Source organism: Aquirufa sp. A-Brett2-15D (genome assembly GCF_054558735.1).
In genome coordinates this window covers 1,041,704-1,059,931 of sequence record NZ_JBSKFT010000001.1, presented here as the reverse complement: position 1 = coordinate 1,059,931, position 18,228 = coordinate 1,041,704, and the positions used below count along the sequence as shown (strand labels likewise).

The window sequence follows — 18,228 nt, the reverse complement described above, 5'->3', positions numbered from 1 at the left end:
GAACAGTAAAAAGCCGGATTTTATCTGGCTTTTTCTTTTTAGTCTTTTGACCTAAAGAAAGATCGGTATATTTGTTAAATTATAGTTTAATATGAAGAAAGTAATTGTCATTGGCGCGGGTTTTTCAGGTCTTTCAGCGGCGACAGAATTAGCCTCTAAAGGCTATGAAGTTCAGATTTTAGAAAAAAATGACCATGCGGGTGGTAGAGCTCGTGTTTTTCAATCCGACGGTTTTACCTTCGATATGGGGCCATCTTGGTATTGGATGCCTGATATTTTTGAGAACTATTTTGGACGTTTTGGAAAGAAGCCATCCGATTATTATAATTTAGTTCGTTTAGATCCTTCCTATGCGGTTATTTTGTCCGAAACAGAGACCATTAATTTACCCGCGAATTATCAGGATTTAAAGACATTGTTCGAGTCCTATGAGACGGGAGCGGGGGCCTCTTTAGACGCCTTTATGGAGCAAGCGGCCTATAAGTACAAAGTGGGGATTCAAGAATTTGTTTGGAAACCATCTCGTAAAATAACGGAATTCTTAAGTTTAAAATTACTGGTCGATGCGATTCGTATAGACGTATTCTCCTCTTTCTATAAACACATTCGCAAGTTCTTTAAATCGTCCACTTTATTGAAATTAATGGAATTCCCCATTCTATTTTTAGGGGCGATTTCACAAAATACCCCCGCGATGTATTCTTTGATGAATTATGCTGAAATCAAGCTAGGCACCTGGTATCCGATGGGAGGGATGCACCATATTGTCAAAGGAATGGTGGCACTTGCTGAGGAAAAAGGGGTTAAAATTCAGTACAATGCAGAGGTTGAAGGTTTTGAAATAAAAAACGGTCAAGTTATCGGGGTTAAAACTTCGCAAGGATTAATCGAGGCCGACGCTTTTGTGGCTGGCGCAGATTACCACCATGTGGAAGAACTACTGGGCGACGGATTGCGTAATTATGATGAAGCCTATTGGGATAAACGTGTGATGGCTCCATCCTCTCTTTTATTTTACCTAGGTATCTCGAAGCGCCTACCTAATTTAAAGCACCATAACTTGTTCTTTGACCGAGATTTCACGGTTCATTCGCATGAAATTTATACCGATCCGGCTTGGCCATCAGATCCTTTGTTTTATGCCTCCGCTCCTTCAGTGACTGATCCTTCCGTAGCGCCAGAAGGTAGTGAGAATATCTTTTTATTGATTCCGGTAGCCCCAGATTTAGATGATACAGAGGAAGTTCGGGAAAAGTATTTCGAGCAATTAATGGATCGATTAGAAGCACATTGTGGAGTTTCAATTCGTGATGCTATTGTGTACAAACGTTCGTTTGCACATAATGATTTCAAATCTGACTATCACGCCTACAAGGGAAATGCGTATGGATTAGCCAATACGTTAATGCAGACAGCTATTTTAAAACCTACCTTGAAAAATAAACACCTGGATAATCTCTATTATACCGGGCAATTAACGGTTCCTGGACCCGGAGTTCCTCCTTCTTTGATTTCAGGAATTGTAGTGGCAACCGAAGTGGATAAAGAATTAAAAGGATAATATGGATTTATACTTACGAGTTTCCCTGGCATCTAGCAAGCTCTTAACGAAGGCTTATTCGACTTCTTTTTCCTTAGGTATTCGTACCTTGGATGAAAAAGTACATGACGCGATTTATGCGATTTATGGCTTTGTGCGGTTAGCAGATGAAATCGTAGATACTTTTCATGACCAAGATAAAGCGGCTTTGTTGCAGCGTTTTCGGGAGGATACGTATCGGGCAATCGAAGAGAAAATTAGTCTAAATCCCATCTTGCATTCCTTTCAGTGGGCTGTGAATAAGTTCGGGATGGAGCGCGAACTAATTGACGCTTTCTTATACTCCATGGAATTGGATTTAACGAAGCGGGATTATAACCCGGCAGAATACAAAGAATACATTTACGGTTCTGCCGAAGTGGTAGGATTGATGTGTTTGCGTGTTTTTTGTGAAGGTAATCCAGTCGAATACGATTCCTTAAAAGAAGATGCCTGCGCCTTAGGTTCCGCCTTCCAAAAAATCAATTTCCTCCGCGATATTCGTTCCGATTACGACGAACGTGGTCGAGTGTATTTCCCAGGCATTGATTTTAATACCTTTACGGATGCCGAAAAAAGAGAAATTGAAGCGGACATCCAATTGGATTTTGATGCCGGTTTGCGCGGGATTCACCGTCTGCCTCGGGTAGCGAGCAAGGGTTGTTTACTAGCCTATGAGTATTATATTCGACTTTTTGAAAAGATAAAATCCTTGCCTGCTTCCAGAATTAAGGAAGAACGCATTCGGGTAGCGGACTGGGAAAAGATGTTCATTTATTTCCAATTAGCCTTACGTAAATAGTGTGGAACTAATTCTACTACTAGCCCTAATGGCCTTCTTGTATGCCTCCGTGGGTCACGGTGGTGCAAGTGGATACCTAGCTGTGATGGCTTTGTTTTTGATCGCGCCGCCCGTGATGAAACAGACAGCTTTGTTGTTAAATCTAGGGGTTTCGTTGATGTCTTTTATTGCCTTTTATCGACAAGGCTATTTTAAATGGAATTTATTTTGGCCCTTTGCCCTTGGCTCTATTCCGGCGGCATTTATAGGTGCCCGTATTCCATTAACTGATTCGACGTACAAACAAATTTTAGGGGCGTGCTTATTATTAGCGGTGATTCGAATGGTGGTCACGTTGAAAGAGTCGGAACCGTGTAAGTTAAACTTAGGGCTTGGAGTTTTAGCTGGGTCCTTGATTGGATTATTATCCGGAATGATCGGTATAGGAGGGGGAATTATTTTGAGCCCTTTAGTGCTCTTATTTCGGTGGGCTTCTTTGAAAGAGGCGGCGGCCGTTTCCGCCTTGTTTATCTTCGTGAATTCTGTTTCCGGATTAGCCGGTTTAAAAACCTGGATTCCATTGGATCAATCCCAAATCATGTATTGGTTAGCGGCCTCATTAGTAGGCGGTTTCTTAGGTGCCCGCTGGGGTGCGGCAATTGCTTCGAATGCGAAGGTGAAATGGATCTTGGCTTTGGTGCTTCTCATTGCCTCCATTAAATTATTTTTCGTATAAAAAAAGCCCCTATTTCTAGGGGCCTTCTTCATAAAATTAATTGTTTTTCGATCCGGTTACTGCGCCGGATTTCTCTTTTGCATTCTTCGCCTCTTGCATCGGGTTAGGCCCTCCGCTATACGTACGCCCTTGCATCTTGAATAACTGAACCTTCGTAGGCTGAGCTGGTTCGCGAGGGAAGGCATTGTCTTCCGTATCGATGTCCGCAATCTCAAAGAAAGGATCTAATGTCCATTTCACTACTTTCTTAGAAGTAGGAATGATCTTCTTCGCCGTCACATCGTTCAAACGCCAAACTTCCGCAGGAAAGCGCAATACCTCTTCTGTACCATCTTCGTAATTCAAGCGAATAATGACTGGCATCGGTAAACCACCTTTGTTCTTGAAGTTCACCACGTAGAAGTTTTTACCTTCCGTAACTAATTTCTTTTCATCCTCATTCAAGGAAGACATATAGTCTTGGTATTTCTTCTTATCTGCTTCGGTAGGAGCGAAACGATCGTACGTATTATAGAAATCCGTCAAATCTGGATTCTCCTCTACTACGGTGCTTTTGATGTCTGTTTTGTTGCGAATGGATGACATGGTCTTTGCTTTCGCTTCTGCCACCGCTTTATCCCCTGCCTTTTTAATAGCGGGATCTTGTGTATCGATTCCAAACCATTCTACCGTCTCGATCGATTGATTTACCGGCTCCGTTCCATAGAACCAACCTCTCCAGAACCAATCCAAATCCACCCCTGACGCATCCTCTAAAGTACGGAATAAGTCGGCTGGATAGGGTTGCTTGAAGGCCCAACGACGTGCGTATTCTTTGAACGCATAATCGAATAATTCACGACCCATCACCGTTTCACGCAGGATATTTAGGGCCGTAGCTGGTTTAGCATACGCATTATTCCCAAAATCCATAATATTCTCCGAGTTCGCCATAATAGGCACCTGATTCTTAGAATCTAAGCGCATATAAGGAACAATCGACTGTGGCTCGCCACGACGTGCTGGGAAATTACGATCCCACTCTTGCTCTGCTAAATACTGGCAGAAAGTATTCAAGCCCTCATCCATCCAAGACCACTGACGCTCATCCGAGTTAATGATCATAGGGAAGAAATTATGTCCCACTTCGTGGATAATAACACCAATCATTCCGTTTTTCACATTCTCCGTATACGTTCCATCCGGTTCTGGACGGCCACCATTAAAGGAGATCATCGGATATTCCATTCCGCCACCTGCGGTAGAATGACAAGAAATAGCTACTGGATAGGGATAAGCAACGGTTCTCTTTGAATACGAACGTAGCGTATGCGCTACCACCATGGTGGAATATTTACCCCAAAGTGGATTTCCCTCTTTCGAATAATAGGACATAGCCCACACTTTTTTACCCTCTACATCCACCTGCATAGCATCCCAAATAAACTTACGGGAAGCCGTGAAGGCAAAGTCACGCACATTGTCTGCTTTGAATACCCATGTTTTCTTTCCGGTAGGTACACTTTTTTCTGCTTTGATGGCTTCGTCTTGTGTCACAATTTCGACCGGACGAGTCGCCGTTTTTGCTTGCTCCCAACGCTTTAATTGCGTTGCTGAAAGAACCTGATTTGGGTTTAATAATTCACCACCCGCACCTACTAAGATGTCATTAGGCGCTGTGATGGCTACTTTATAGTTTCCGAAATTCAGTGTGAATTCGCCCTGTCCTAAAAATTGCTTATGCTGCCAGCCATATACATCATTATAAACCGCTAAGCGTGGAAACCAGTGTGCGATGAAATAGTTCGCAATGTTCTCTTTACCTAAAACCTCATAGCCAGAACGGCCATAATAGGCAGTAATTAGATAATTCCAATCAATGCCAAAGCTAACCGAAGCACCCGATTTCAACGGAGTCGGAAGGTCGATGCGCATCATTGTTTGATTGATCGTGTGACGCAAAGGGTTTCCCTTGCTATCTTTTACGGCCGTGATTTTGTATCCATAATCTTTCGGATCCGTTAGTTCTTGGAAGGCACCCGCGCTGATGCCATTTCTGATTTCTCCCGTTTTGGTGGTTTTGCCTGGGGCATTTTTTTCAAATAGGTTTTGGTCTAATTGAATCCATAAATAAGGCAATTCGTCTGGGGAATTATTGTAATAAGTGATCGTTTCTGACCCAATAATCTTGCGATTAATGTCATCCAGTTCTACTTTGATGTCATAATCAGCGCGTTGCTGCCAATAATCTTTACCGGGGGATCCACTCGCGGTACGATACGAATTAGGCGTGGGCAAAGTCGATTCTAATTGCTCGAATCGGTTGTTTGCGTTAAAGGTAGTCTGTGCTTTCGCGGGTAACAAAACGATGGTTAGCGCGACAAGTTTTAGTAGATTTTTAAGCATGTTGAAAAAGGTTAATTTATGCAAAATAGGAAAATTTATTTAAATCTGTAGCTGTGCTAATCTGTGCTAAAATATATTTGTATATAATAGGTATAATATGTAGTTTTATAGCTTTAAGAAGTATAAATCATTTAGCAGTATATCTCATGAGTGTAATCATTGGTCAAAAGGAGTATTTCAAAGGCATCGATCAAATTAAATTTGAAGGTGTTGAATCAGACAATCCATTAGCGTTTCGTTATTACGACGAGAACCGCATCGTTGCTGGTAAAAGCATGAAGGAGCATCTTCGTTTTGCGATTGCTTATTGGCATTCTTTCTGCGGTGATGGTTCGGATCCTTTTGGACCTGGTACACAACATTATCCTTGGAATGTCGCTAGCGATGCTCGTCAACGTGCGGCTGATAAAGCAGATGCGGCATTTGAATTCATCACGAAGATGGGGGCACCCTATTATTGCTTCCACGATGTCGATGCGATTGATGGTCATAATGATCCGAAGGAATTTGGAGATCGGGTGAAATTTATCACGGATATTTTTGCCAAAAAACAAGCCGAAAGTGGTGTAAAACTTTTGTGGGGAACGGCAAATTTATTCTCGAACGAACGCTACATGAATGGGGCGTCTACGAATCCAAATTTTGAAGTCGTGGCTCACGCAGGTGCTCAATTAAAAGGTGCTATCGACGCTACGATTACTTTAGGAGGAGGCGGTTATGTGTTCTGGGGAGGTCGTGAAGGGTATATGAGCCTTTTGAATACGAATATGAAATTAGAGCGTGAAAACTTCGCTCGTATGTTACATACTTGTGTAGAATATGCACGCCGCAATGGTTTCAAAGGTAAATTCTTTATCGAGCCTAAGCCTTGTGAACCGACTAAACACCAGTATGACTACGATGCCGCTACGGTTATTGGGTTCTTACGCGAGTTTGATTTATTATCAGAATTTGGCCTAAACCTAGAAGTCAATCACGCAACTTTAGCTGGACATACCTTTGCACACGAATGCCAAGTGGCTTCAGATGCAGGCATGCTAGCTTCAATTGATGCGAATCGTGGGGATACGCAAAATGGCTGGGATACGGATCAATTCCCGACGGACATTTACGAATGGGCGGAGGCAATGGCCATCATCCTAAAGCAAGGTGGATTAGCAGGTGGTGGTATTAACTTTGATGCGAAGCGTCGTCGTAATTCGACAGATATGGCAGATTTATTCTATTCACACATCGGCGGAATGGATACCATCGCTCGTTCTTTATTGATCGCAGAGAAAATGTCGAAGCATGGTGAAATGGATCGATTGAAAGCGGAGCGTTATGCTACTTTTAACTCAGGTAAAGGGGCAGATTATACCGCAGGAAAATTAAAATTAGAAGATTTATACAAAATTGCGGTCGAAGTAGGGGAACCTGCGCAGATCTCCGGTAAGCAAGAATACTTAGAGAATTTGTTAGGCCGTTTTGTTTAAAAATACGTAATTCGGGGTATGAAAAGATTCTTTTTATTCCTTCTGTTATTTACCTCTAGATTGATAGCGACAGCAGGGTCATCCGATGATCCTGCTGTTTTTTCTACCGCTAAACCCTGGGCCTATTGGTGGTGGCCGGGGAGTGCGGTAACAGAAAAGGGGATAACGTATAATTTGGAGAATTTTAAAACAGCAGGTTTTGGCGGCCTACATATCGTTCCCATCTACGGGGCAAAGGGTGCTGAATCGTTATTTCAAAATTATTTAAGTCCCGGCTGGCAAGCTAAATTCTTTTATACTTTAAAAGAGGCAAAGCGTTTAGGCCTGGGCATCGACATGACCATGGGGACTGGATGGCCACAAGGTGGTCCTTCCATTACAGAAAAAGAAGCAGCTAAAAGATATCGGTTTATTGAGGGTGTTTTTACGACGGATTTAACCGGCCAAAAAGTCAAACGCGCCGCACCTGGCGGAGAAGGGCTCGTGCTCGATCATTTCGACATGAAGGCTTTTGCAAAATACAGCCATAATTTTGTGCCTCTTTTAAAGAAAGCACATTCCCCGCTCCGGGCCATTTACAATGATTCTTATGAGGCCTATGGCTCGAATTATACGCCTGATTTATTCCCCGCTTTTCAGCGATTGAATGGCTATGATCTGCGCAAGCATTTTGATGTACTTTCGAAGAAAAAAGCGGAATCAGTAGAAGAAAACCAGATTTTTGCCGATTACCACCGTACCATGTCCACCTTATTGCAGCGTAATTTTGCGTTGCCATTTGACCATTGGGTTAATTCGATGGGCTTTGCCTCGCGCAACCAAGCTCATGGTTCACCGGGGAATTTGTTAGATCTCTATGCATCGGCGGATATTCCAGAGGCGGAGTTTTTTGGTTCTAAGCCCTTCGACATTCCGGGATATCGCGTGGATCCAGACTATGATTCTACGACTTTTGGTATTCCCGATATTCGGGCGTTGAAATTAGCGAGTTCTGCAGCTAATCTGACCGGAAAGAAATTAGTTGCTGCTGAAACGGCCACTTGGTTAGGGAATCACTTTAAGGTGTCGATTGCGCAAGTAAAACCGGTTGTAGATCAGGTTTTTGTGGGAGGGGTGAATCACGTATTCTTTCATGGAGTCACCTATTCTCCACCAGAAATCGCTTGGCCGGGCTGGTTGTTTTATGCGAGCACGAACTTTAATCCCCAAAGTCATTTTTGGGAGGCAATGCCCGCGTTGAATAAATACATCGAAAATGTGCAGACGATGTTACAAGCGAATCCGACGGACAGCGATGCGCTTTTATATTTTCCGATGGAAGATATTTGGCATGATAACAATGGAACGGGAAAATTGCACACGTTGGAATTGCACGCGAATAGTCGGGAATGGCTGATAAATACGTCTTTCGGAAAATGGGCCGGATTATTGCAGAGTAAAGGTTTTTCCGTGGATTATATTTCAGATGATTTGTTGACGGATATCGTTATTCAGCCAGGCAAAACGTTTAAAACTCGCACGGGTGGTAATTACAAAGTCTTGCTAATTCCCGCGGCGCATTATATGTCGGTGGAGACATTGGAACTCTTAGCGAAATGGGTGAAACAAGGTTATCCAGTCTATTTTTTAGAGCATTTGCCGCTTCATATCAATACGTTCGGGGCTACGAAGGAGGCCAAAGAACGATGGGAAAATGCCCGCGCCGCCTTATTAATGCGCGTGCTTTCAGATCCGGCGGATCAACTTACTCGCCTAGGCGTTTCGACGGAGTCGATGGCTAGTAAAGGACTTTCTTTTATCCGCAAAAGGACGCCATCAGGAGCAGCCTATTTCATCGCTAACTTAAATTCTCAATTCTCAGAGGGAAAGATTTCCTTAAAAAAGATTTTGGGTAATTATGAGATTTGGGATCCATTGACGGACACAAAAAGCTACGGCAAAAAGGGTTCAGAACTAGGGCTTTCTTTAGCGCCTGGCCAAAGCGTGATCATTAAGCCAATTGCAAAAATTCCCACAATAAGCGCCATATCTACCATTAAAAAGACGACCGATATACTGCCACAAAATTTGCAGGTATCCATCGGAACTTCTAAAATCCCCTTGAATTCATTGACTTACTACACTGCTTTAGACTCATCAAAAGCTGATGCGCCATCTGCTCGTTATACCTTTGATCTCACTCTGGATGCTGAACAAATAGCAGATTCGAAAATCTTGCATTTGACTGATTTACGAGACATGGCGAAGGTTCGAATCAATGGGAAAGACATAGGGATGATTTGGTCACTACCTTTTCAGCTAGCCATTTCGGCAGGTATTTTGCAAGAGCAAAATCAAGTGGAGATCGAGGTGGTTTCGAATTCCGCGAATCGAATTCGCAAGATGGATCAGAAAGGGGTGGTTTGGAAGAATTTCTATGAGATCAATTTTGTGGATATTCGTTATAAGCCATTTGATGCATCAAAATGGCCAATTGAAAACGGAGGCTTACAAGGTAAAATCTATTTCACGAATCGATGAGTCTTTTTATAATTACCTTTTCTTCTTAATAATTGCTAATTCGTGCGCCGTATCGTAATAGGAACGCAGGTTCGACCAGTCGAATGTGTCTGCGATACTCTCCACCCGGTTACGTTGCGTGATGCGATCACGCTGTGTTTGCTGCACGAATTTGAACAATAGATTCGCTAATTGCTCCGCCGATTCTTGGTAGGTCTGCGTCTTGCGATTCACCACGCTTACGCCCCATTGTTCGTAATCGCGCATAATCTGCATCATATAATCGCCAAAACCAGACAAATCCGACGTCACCGTAGGCACCCCGCGCGCCATACATTCTAAAGGCGTATAGCCCCAAGGCTCGTAATAACTAGGGAAGACACCTAAGTGGCAACCCCGCACAAATTGGCCATAATCTAGTCCAAAAAGTGGATTCGTCGAAACGATAAAGTCCGGATGGTAGACCACTTTGACCTTATCCTCTGGGTTATTTAACAGATTCGTCCGGTGTAAATTCCGAATGATATCATCTTCTTGTTTTAATAAATGCGTTACGACTTTAGGTCGTGCTTTTGTTTTCCAGGTCTGCACCGTTCTACGCAAACGCATTCGCCAGTATTCATCCACAAAAGCATTTAAATCAGGCATCTGCAAATCACTTGATGAAGCGGAGGCGTTGAATAAAAGTTCCCCCACTTTTTTCTCAATCGCATAGCAGTTTTCGCGAATCTCATCTAAAACTGCCCGCGAGTGCAAAACCTCTGGATCGATTGAATGGTAGGGCTGCTTCGTCACAAAGAACATGACAACCGTTTTTTTCGATCCCGCCTCCTTCATCTTGCGATTTAAAATCGCTAACGCGTCTAAGGTGATATCGTAACCTTTGTTCGAATATTCGAAACGACCTGATGTAAATAAATAGAGTGTTTGCTCTAGGTCAAAAGGTTGGCTTTGAAAAAAATGCCCCATCACGAAATTCGAAATGCTTTCTTTATACTTCGAGTGCAGGTTCTGATGCTCGTGTAGAGCGGCAAAACGCTGAATATTTAAACCATTTGGCAGGATTAATTCGGGAATGCGGCCTAAGAAATACTGGCATTCTTTGGCCGTAATGTCGCTGACCGTGGTTAATACGTCCGCTTTTTGAGCGGCAGCTCGCTCGAAACAAGCCTGAGCCTCGATGCCATAATGTTTGGCCTCTTTAAGCCAGTCAAAATTCTCAATGACCTCATAGAAATTAGGCACATTTCCCGCTAAATAGCGGCCGAGCATGGTCGCGTGTGTGGTGAAAACCGTGGCTATCTTAACCTTGTCTTTCTTTAAATCCGGTAGACCGGTGGACGCCATCCACTCGTGGAAATGGGCTACGATATGTGATTTATTCTTATTTTCTTCTGCGACTTCTGTTAACAGAAGACGGATCATTTCGCCAAAAACAATTGTTTGATTCACTAAATCTTCTACCCCTAAGGTAGAAATCTTGTGGTTATCCCAAATCTTGCCTTTAATCGCATCCACCTCCGGCATCAATGTTTCCAGCTCGAAAAGTACGATTTTAGGCTTGCCCGTGATTAGCCAATAGCCATAATGCACGCCTAAGCCTTTCTGCCGAAGTTTCAAGATCGCCCTCTCCAAGGGTGTTTCCTCTGTCACCGGCACCGGCTCGAATTCTGCCGCCGCAGTCTGCGTAAAATAGGGTCCTAAAAGTGCATAATCGTCTCCCCATTTTTCAACCATGGAAGGCACTTTCGTTCGAATTACGGTGTAGATTCCCCCTACTTGATTACAGGTTTCCCAGGCAATCTCGAACAAATATTTTTTCTTTTCTGTCGACATAAACAACTTACATATAGGATGCGCTTTCGATTACCTGCGTTTTTCCGTTCTTAGTGATGGTATAATTGAACCCTTTTTGGATGGCATAAGCGCCGTATTCTCCTTTTTTATTAAGGGCCAAATAACCTATTTGAAATTCCTTGTATTTATAGCGTTTCACAATCCGCATCACGGCTTCTTCACAGGATTTTTGAGGTGACATGCCTTGTCTCATTAATTCGACAATTAAGAAGGATCCCAAAGTCTTCATCACAAATTCCCCTAATCCTGTCGCACAAGCACCGCCCACTTCATCATCGCAAAAAACAGCTCCACCGATAATAGGGGAGTCGCCTACACGTCCATGCATTTTGAAAGCTAAACCACTCGTCGTGCAAGCACCCGCAATTTCTCCTGACTTTCCAATACCCAATAAACCAATGGTATCGTGTCTTTCTATATTAATGACTGGTTCGTATTTCGATTCCTTTTTCCACTCTTCCCACGCCTTTTTAGAGCTTTCAGTTAATAGGTTTTCTACTTTGAAACCTTGGGATAAAGCGAATTTTAAGGCTCCTGCCCCCGAAAGCATCACGTGAGGGGTTTTTTCCATCACCGCTCGAGCTACAGAAATAGGGTGCATGATGCCCTCCAAGAAAGTCACTGATCCTGCATTGCCTAAATGATCCATGATGCAGGCATCTAAGGTGACATGGCCATCCCGATCTGGGTATCCGCCATATCCTACGGATGTATCGTTCGGATCGGCTTCTGGAATTCGAGCACCAGCCTCGACGCCATCAAGCGCCTTGCCTGTTTCCATTAATTTATTCCATCCCGCGATGGTCGCCTTTTCATTTTTCCAAGTGGCAATAATGAGGGGTTCGGATGCCGCGGTTTTTGCAGTAGCACTCAGGCCTGCGCCTATTAGGGTGGATGTTTGAAGGAAAGTGCGTCTTTTCATATAGCTTTAAAGATAATTTATTTGGGCGTGAAGGAACAATTTTGTAAAATTGTCTTTCTAAAATAGAAAAAAATCTTCGGATATTTCATTATCTACATCAAATTCATCAATGAAAATTATCAAATCTGCTTTTCCTTTGGCCATCGCCCTCTTTTTAACCTATGCGATGAACCAAAATTGGGGAACTATTCCACCTATAGGAAAAATATTTAGTCCCTTCCACGGCTTTTGGATGAATGCCGAGAGCCCTGATTCAGGTGAACCCACAGAAGAAACTTTGCAAATCGCCGGATTGCATCAACCCGTTCAGGTAGTGTACGATGAAATGGGGGTTCCTCACGTTTTCGCTCAAGATGACCATGATCTTTATTTAGCGCAGGGTTATTTGACGGCTAAAGACCGTTTATGGCAAATGGAATTCCAAACGCATTTTGCCGGTGGTCGTATCTCTGAAATCGTAGGAGAGAAAGGATTAGCTTCAGATCAATTCCAACGTAGAATGGGTTCGGTGTATGGTGCTGAGAAGTCGTTCGAAGGAATGAAAGAAGATCCAGCAGCTCAAACCGCACTTCAAGCCTATTCAGATGGAGTTAATGCCTACATTGGTTCCTTATCCGATCGCCAACTTCCTTTAGAATACAAATTATTAAACTACCGTCCGGAGCCATGGACGCCGATTAAGAGCGCCTTGTTCTTAAAGAATATGTCCTTTGTTTTAGCCTCAGGAACAGATGATTTAAAGATGACTAACGTCTTACGTAAATATGGCCGCGAGGTGGCGGAGGATTTATTTCCTAATTATCCTTTCCAAGAAAGTCCGATCATTCCAGTCGGATCTCCAGTGGACTTTAAACCAGTTCCCATTCCGGCAGCAGCTGCGGACTTCACGGGTTTAGGTAGTTCGATGACAACGCCTGAAAAGGATCCTAACATTGGATCTAATAACTGGGCAGTATCAGGCAATAAGACGGTTTCTGGCTTACCTATTTTAGCTAATGACCCGCACTTGACTTTGTCCTTACCATCGATTTGGTACCAAATGCAATTAGTGGCGCCAGGCGTTAACGTCTACGGTTCGACAATGCCCGGAACACCGAACGTCATCATTGGTTTCAATAAAAATGTCGCTTGGGGAGTAACGAACGTAGGTTCGGATGTTTTGGACTGGTACCAGGTGAAATTCAAAGATGCGTCTAAACAGGAGTATTGGCACGATGGAAAATGGAAGAAAACGACGATGCGCATCGAAAAGTTTCAAATCAAAGGCAAAAAAGAAATGGTGGATACCATCTTCTTTACGCACCACGGACCGGTCGTTTATTTATCACATGAAAAGGCGTTTCGTTCGAACATTCCGGTGGGACATGCTTTGCGCTGGATTGCCCACGAAAAATCTCAGGAGTTAACGACTTTCTATCAATTAAATCGCGCGAAAAATTACGAGGACTATAAGAAGGCTTTGTCGTTCTATTCCGCACCAGCCCAAAACTTTGTCTTTGCAAGTAATGAAGGCGATATCGCTTTATGGGTAAATGGCAAGTTTCCGTTGAAGTCGAAATTGCAAGGAAAGTATTTATTAGATGGAACGGATGCGGCGGCTGATTGGCAAGGATTCATTCCGCAAGCGCATAATCCTCACGTAAAGAATCCAGAGCGTGGCTTCGTAAGTTCGGCGAATCAATTCTCGGTGGATCCCTCTTATCCGTATTATTTAGGTTGGGAATATGCCCCATCTGAACGTGGACGTCGAATCAATGAGCGATTAGCCGTGATGGAGAAAATTACGATGGATTCTTTACGAGGTCTCCAAAACGATAATTACAACATTCGTGCCCGGGAATTATTGCCTATGCTTTTTGCGCAATTAAAATCGCCTAATGCAGCTCAATCAAAAGCTATAGCCGCTTTGAAATCATGGAATTTAGTTAATAGCCCAGAGTCAGTAGGGGCGACTATATTTGAAAACTGGGTTATAAGTTTGCAGGCCTGTCTTTGGGATGATGAATTCTCAGCGGATGAAAAGGTGCCAATGAATCACCCTTCGATGGATCGTACGATTCAATTGATGAAATCCGATCCAGCTTCTCGTTGGTGGGATGATGTGAAAACACCTGCTAAGGAATCTATGTCTGACATTGTCATGAAATCGTTGCAAGCGAATGTAGATTCTTTGGCCAAAAAACATGGTCCACAAGGACCAGAGTGGGCATGGTATAAGCACAAACAAACGGGTGTTCGACACTTGATTCCAGGAATGGATGCCTTGTCTCGTTTAAATATTCCAATGGGTGGTGGCGGAACGATTGTGAACGCAACCACGACGAAAACGGGACCGTCATGGCGCTTAATCGTCGAACTTTCGAAAGAAGGGAAACCGAAAGCCTATGGTGTTTATCCAGGCGGACAATCGGGGAACCCGGGGAGTAGTCATTACGATGATTTGATTGATACTTGGGCCAAAGGGGAGCTAAAGCCACTCTTGTATTTAGCCAGTCCAGACGAGAAATCGAATCGCTTACGTAAGAAAATCACTTTATCTAAATAAGATCATGAACAAATTTATCTATAGTTTGATATTAATAGTTGTAGGTGCCCTGGTGGGAATTTACTTGCCTTGGTATGCGATGGGGGTGGCCTTTGGTTTAATCGCCTTTGCTTTGAATATGCCATTGAAATCGAGTTTTTTAACGGGATTCATAGCAGGATTCCTGTTATGGGTGATTTCAGCAATTTGGCTTGATTTACAACATCCGAGCACGCTTCCTAGTCGAATGGCACAAGTTTTTCCTCTAAAGGGAAATGTATTCGCTTTATTTATCCTGACTGGAATGTTAGGAGGCTTGTTTAGTGGTATTTGGACTTGGGCTGGTGCCAGATTAAGACAGAAATCATAATTTTTTAGGACAAACGATACAGACCTTGTATATTTGCCGTCAATCCAATTAATAAAATTAATGCACGTGAAAAATTTACCTTATGTTTGGTTAGGCGTTTTAACCATCGCAATTGCCTTTTTATTTTACCAAAATTCATCTACTGGATCAACTGGCTTAGGTGCTTCGACAGCAGATGGAAAACGTATCGTATTTGTAAATTCAGATTCGTTATTAACGAATTACCAGTTTTACAAAGACGCACAAAAAGAGTTTGAAAATAAGGGATACCGTTTGCAGGTTGATTTAGGCCAAAAAGAGCAATCTCTTCAAGCTGAATTACAAGCGATTCAACAACGTGCATCTGCCATGACTCAGGCTGAATTACAAGCAGCTGATATGACTTTGAAGAAAAAGGGGGCTGAATTGCAACAATATTCTCAACAAAAGCAAGCAGAGTTAGGTCAAGAGCAATCGAAGAAGAACGAAGAGTTATACAATAACATTCGTGACTATATCTCGAAGACAAACAAGGCAAACAAATATGAATTTGTTTTAGGTTATTCTAAAGTGGGTGGCGGTATTTTATTTGCCGATGCTTCGGTGGACGTAACTCAAAAAATTATTGATGGCTTAAATAAAGAGTACGCTGCAACAAAAGGCGATCAAAAGGAAAATAAATAATAGCGAATAGCTAAATTTAGCCACGCAGTCTTTAGCTGTGTGGCTTTTTTTATTGTCATGGCAAAAGAGAAAATCCTAAAAACTGTTGAAATTAAGAACCGCAGGGCGTCGTTTGAATATGCATTCATCGATACCTTTACTGCGGGCTTAGTATTAATGGGTACGGAAATCAAATCAATTCGCCAAGGAAAAGCCAATCTAACAGATGGGTATTGTGTCTTTTTTCAGGACGAACTCTTTGTCCGCAATATGCACATATCTGCCTATGAGGAGGGGACTCACTATAACCACGAACCTCTACGAGATCGTAAATTACTTCTTTCAAAAAGAGAATTAGGGAAATTGCAGAAGGAACTGAAGAACGTGGGTTTGACCATCATACCTACCCGTTTATTTATTTCTGACAAAGGCTATGCGAAATTGAATATCGCTCTGGCTAAAGGAAAGAAGACCTTTGACAAACGGGATGGTATTAAAGAGAAAGATGTAAAGCGCGATATGGACAGATCTTTGTCCTAATTTATATCCTCAGTTACTTCGTGCGGATTTTCTTCACGATCGTCACAGCCGCCATAATAACAATGGCAAAAATAACAAACCCTCCCAATCCATACATCCAGTCTAGGGTATTTTTAGCCACGACTAAAAAGACCACCGCGACTAATAAGATGGTCGCAATTTCATTGAACAAGCGTAATTGAGAGCCTGAAAAAATAAAATTGCCTTTTCTAAATTGCAGAATCAGGTGCCTGCAAACGAAATGGTAAATCGTGATGCCTACCACAAAAGCTAATTTTAAGTGCAACCATCCTTGTGATCCGAAGCTGCTTAACCAGGCGACATATATTAGGCACAAACCCGTGATCCAAGTCAAGAACATGGCAGGAATCATGATGGCATTGAAAAGCAATTTTTGCATCTTTTCAAATTGCCTCGCCAAAATGCTTTTTTCTGGTTCTGCTTTTTCCTGTGCTTCTACATGATAAACCAGTAAGCGGGGCAGGTAAAACAAGCCAGCAAACCAGCTAACAACGAATATGACATGAAGGGCTTTTAGGACCGTATAGCTCATCTTTAGGCTTGGTAACGCTTGAACAAACTATTGATTTTCATTTGGATGACACCAAAAATCGCTTCCTTAAAAATATTCGCAGACATTTTACTCGTTCCTTTCGTACGGTCCGTGAAGATAATAGGGACTTCAATCAGCTTAAAGCCATATTTCCAGGTAGTGAATTTCATCTCCACTTGGAAGGCATAACCGATGAACTTTATTTGGTCTAATGGCAAAATTTCCAAGGTATTTCTTCGGTAACAAACAAATCCTGCTGTAGCATCTTGCACTTTAAGTCCTGTGATAAAGCGCACATAAAATCCGGCAAAATAGGACATCAATACACGACTCATAGGCCAATTGACTACGTTTACGCCATTGATATAACGAGATCCGATGGACATGTCGCCGTTTCCAGCATCTTCAGCCGGCAAGTTTTCCGATTTTAATTCGGACTGTGTTGCACAAGCTTTATAAAGTCGAACTAAATCATCTGGATTATGAGAAAAGTCAGCATCCATCTCAAAGATGAAATCGTAGCCTTTATTTAACGCAATGTGAAATCCTTCGATATAGGCGGTTCCTAGTCCTAATTTGCCTTTTCGCTCTAGCAAATGAACGCGGCCTTCGTTTTGTTTTTGGATTTGCTTTACTTTTTGAGCTGTCCCATCCGGAGAACCATCATCGACGATCAAGACATCGAAAATTGGATCCAAGCTCAATACCTTTTGCAGGATGGCTTCGATATTTTCAATCTCATTGAAAGTGGGGATAATGACTATCCTTTTGTTCATTTAGCTATTGTTAGGATGGCGAAAGCATTCGGTTGTGTGATCGTTTACTAATCCAGCCGCCTGCATCAAGGCATAACAAATGGTAGGCCCGACAAATCGGAAACCATTCTTCTTAAGAGACTTGCTCAATAATTCAGAAATTTCTGTACTAGCGGGTAATTCTCCGTGATGGGCAAACAGGTTTAGGATAGGCGTATGGCCCACAAACTCCCAAATATATTGGTTAAAGCTACCAAATTTTTCCTGAATTTTAATAAATGCTTGCGCATTCGTTCGAACTGCGTTTATTTTCAACCTGTTTCGGATGATTCGTTCATTTTGTACTTGGGCTTCAAGCTGCCCATCTGACCAATTCGAAAGTGCGTGGTAGTCGAATTGCGCGAAGGCTTCTCTGAAGGCTTCGCGTCGCTTCAAGATGGTGATCCACGAAAGTCCGGCTTGGAAACCTTCTAAAATGAGGAGCTCAAAAAGCGCTTCGTCGCTGTGCTCTGGAATTCCCCATTCGAGGTCGTGGTAAGTTTGGTATAATTCATCTGAACCACACCAGCGGCAGCGTATTTTTGTGTCCATTATTTCGGGTTTCTTTTTA

15 protein-coding genes are annotated in these 18,228 nt (G+C 42.7%); 9 read left to right on the top strand and 6 right to left on the bottom strand.

Going from position 1 to position 18,228, the window contains the following annotated elements:
• Window positions 1–91: 91 nt before the first annotated feature.
• From ACST14_RS04665 to ACST14_RS04655, 3 genes are read left to right on the top strand one after another with little or no spacing between them, the layout of a single operon-like run.
• A complete protein-coding gene (locus tag ACST14_RS04665; RefSeq protein WP_459461052.1) occupies window positions 92–1,561 on the top strand; it encodes a phytoene desaturase family protein in 1,470 nt (489 codons plus the stop codon).
• A 1-nt stretch (window position 1,562) separates the two neighbouring features.
• A complete protein-coding gene (locus ACST14_RS04660) occupies window positions 1,563–2,381 on the top strand; it encodes a phytoene/squalene synthase family protein (RefSeq protein WP_459461050.1) in 819 nt (272 codons plus the stop codon).
• Between the two features lies 1 nt (window position 2,382).
• Window positions 2,383–3,096 carry a sulfite exporter TauE/SafE family protein gene (locus ACST14_RS04655; RefSeq protein WP_459461048.1) on the top strand — a complete coding sequence of 238 codons (714 nt, stop codon included), beginning with the start codon at window positions 2,383–2,385 and terminating at the stop codon, window positions 3,094–3,096.
• A gap of 36 nt (window positions 3,097–3,132) precedes the next feature.
• Here ACST14_RS04655 and ACST14_RS04650 read toward each other — a convergent pair whose 3' ends face one another.
• Entirely contained in the window at window positions 3,133–5,481 is a 2,349-nt protein-coding gene (locus ACST14_RS04650; protein WP_459461046.1) for a M1 family metallopeptidase, read from the bottom strand.
• Window positions 5,482–5,627: 146 nt separating this feature from the next.
• On the opposite strand from ACST14_RS04650, the gene xylA reads away from it, so the two are divergent.
• Window positions 5,628–6,956: a xylose isomerase gene (xylA, locus tag ACST14_RS04645; RefSeq protein WP_459461044.1), complete on the top strand. Its 1,329-nt coding sequence runs from the start codon at window positions 5,628–5,630 to the stop codon at window positions 6,954–6,956.
• Between the two features lie 18 nt (window positions 6,957–6,974).
• On the top strand, window positions 6,975–9,476 hold the full coding sequence (locus tag ACST14_RS04640) for a glycosyl hydrolase (protein ID WP_459461042.1): 2,502 nt from the start codon (window positions 6,975–6,977) through the stop codon (window positions 9,474–9,476).
• A gap of 12 nt (window positions 9,477–9,488) precedes the next feature.
• Here ACST14_RS04640 and ACST14_RS04635 read toward each other — a convergent pair whose 3' ends face one another.
• Together ACST14_RS04635 and ACST14_RS04630 are read right to left on the bottom strand one after the other, a co-directional pair.
• Window positions 9,489–11,291 (bottom strand): glycosyltransferase, encoded by a 1,803-nt coding sequence (locus ACST14_RS04635; protein WP_459461040.1) that lies wholly within the window; start codon window positions 11,289–11,291, stop codon window positions 9,489–9,491.
• A 7-nt stretch (window positions 11,292–11,298) separates the two neighbouring features.
• Entirely contained in the window at window positions 11,299–12,234 is a 936-nt protein-coding gene (locus ACST14_RS04630) for a N(4)-(beta-N-acetylglucosaminyl)-L-asparaginase (RefSeq protein ID WP_459461038.1), read from the bottom strand.
• 109 nt (window positions 12,235–12,343) lie between these two features.
• Between ACST14_RS04630 and ACST14_RS04625 the strand changes: the two genes are divergently transcribed.
• The 4 genes from ACST14_RS04625 (at window position 12,344) to smpB (ending at window position 16,310) form a co-directional block, all read left to right on the top strand.
• Window positions 12,344–14,779 (top strand): penicillin acylase family protein, encoded by a 2,436-nt coding sequence (locus tag ACST14_RS04625; RefSeq protein WP_459461036.1) that lies wholly within the window; start codon window positions 12,344–12,346, stop codon window positions 14,777–14,779.
• A 4-nt stretch (window positions 14,780–14,783) separates the two neighbouring features.
• A complete protein-coding gene (locus ACST14_RS04620; RefSeq protein WP_459461034.1) occupies window positions 14,784–15,128 on the top strand; it encodes a hypothetical protein in 345 nt (114 codons plus the stop codon).
• Between the two features lie 66 nt (window positions 15,129–15,194).
• Complete coding sequence (locus ACST14_RS04615; protein WP_459461032.1) at window positions 15,195–15,791, top strand: OmpH/Skp family outer membrane protein; 597 nt, start codon at window positions 15,195–15,197, stop codon at window positions 15,789–15,791.
• A gap of 57 nt (window positions 15,792–15,848) precedes the next feature.
• Window positions 15,849–16,310, top strand: coding sequence for an SsrA-binding protein SmpB (gene smpB, locus ACST14_RS04610; protein ID WP_459461030.1), 462 nt, complete (start codon window positions 15,849–15,851; stop codon window positions 16,308–16,310).
• Between the two features lie 13 nt (window positions 16,311–16,323).
• Here smpB and ACST14_RS04605 read toward each other — a convergent pair whose 3' ends face one another.
• Genes ACST14_RS04605 through ACST14_RS04595 form a run of 3 tightly spaced genes read right to left on the bottom strand, consistent with a single transcriptional unit; the run spans window position 16,324 to window position 18,209 of the window.
• Window positions 16,324–16,863, bottom strand: coding sequence for a CopD family protein (locus ACST14_RS04605; RefSeq protein WP_459461028.1), 540 nt, complete (start codon window positions 16,861–16,863; stop codon window positions 16,324–16,326).
• A gap of 2 nt (window positions 16,864–16,865) precedes the next feature.
• Window positions 16,866–17,639, bottom strand: a complete 774-nt coding sequence (locus ACST14_RS04600) for a polyprenol monophosphomannose synthase (RefSeq protein WP_459461026.1) — start codon at window positions 17,637–17,639, stop codon at window positions 16,866–16,868.
• Window positions 17,640–18,209 carry a DNA-3-methyladenine glycosylase I gene (locus ACST14_RS04595; RefSeq protein ID WP_459461024.1) on the bottom strand — a complete coding sequence of 190 codons (570 nt, stop codon included), beginning with the start codon at window positions 18,207–18,209 and terminating at the stop codon, window positions 17,640–17,642. It lies immediately after the preceding gene.
• Window positions 18,210–18,228 lie beyond the last annotated feature (19 nt).

Excerpts from the sequence above, each read along its gene's own strand:
- ACST14_RS04665 (WP_459461052.1), top strand. The coding sequence starts at position 92 with ATGAAGAAAGTAATTGTCATTGGCGCGGGTTTTTCAGGTCTTTCAGCG.
- ACST14_RS04660 (WP_459461050.1), top strand. The coding sequence starts at position 1,563 with ATGGATTTATACTTACGAGTTTCCCTGGCATCTAGCAAGCTCTTAACG.
- ACST14_RS04650 (WP_459461046.1), bottom strand. The coding sequence starts at position 5,481 with ATGCTTAAAAATCTACTAAAACTTGTCGCGCTAACCATCGTTTTGTTA.
- xylA (WP_459461044.1), top strand. The coding sequence starts at position 5,628 with ATGAGTGTAATCATTGGTCAAAAGGAGTATTTCAAAGGCATCGATCAA.
- ACST14_RS04640 (WP_459461042.1), top strand. The coding sequence starts at position 6,975 with ATGAAAAGATTCTTTTTATTCCTTCTGTTATTTACCTCTAGATTGATA.
- ACST14_RS04635 (WP_459461040.1), bottom strand. The coding sequence starts at position 11,291 with ATGTCGACAGAAAAGAAAAAATATTTGTTCGAGATTGCCTGGGAAACC.
- ACST14_RS04630 (WP_459461038.1), bottom strand. The coding sequence starts at position 12,234 with ATGAAAAGACGCACTTTCCTTCAAACATCCACCCTAATAGGCGCAGGC.
- ACST14_RS04625 (WP_459461036.1), top strand. The coding sequence starts at position 12,344 with ATGAAAATTATCAAATCTGCTTTTCCTTTGGCCATCGCCCTCTTTTTA.
- ACST14_RS04620 (WP_459461034.1), top strand. The coding sequence starts at position 14,784 with ATGAACAAATTTATCTATAGTTTGATATTAATAGTTGTAGGTGCCCTG.
- smpB (WP_459461030.1), top strand. The coding sequence starts at position 15,849 with ATGGCAAAAGAGAAAATCCTAAAAACTGTTGAAATTAAGAACCGCAGG.
- ACST14_RS04605 (WP_459461028.1), bottom strand. The coding sequence starts at position 16,863 with ATGAGCTATACGGTCCTAAAAGCCCTTCATGTCATATTCGTTGTTAGC.
- ACST14_RS04600 (WP_459461026.1), bottom strand. The coding sequence starts at position 17,639 with ATGAACAAAAGGATAGTCATTATCCCCACTTTCAATGAGATTGAAAAT.
- ACST14_RS04595 (WP_459461024.1), bottom strand. The coding sequence starts at position 18,209 with ATGGACACAAAAATACGCTGCCGCTGGTGTGGTTCAGATGAATTATAC.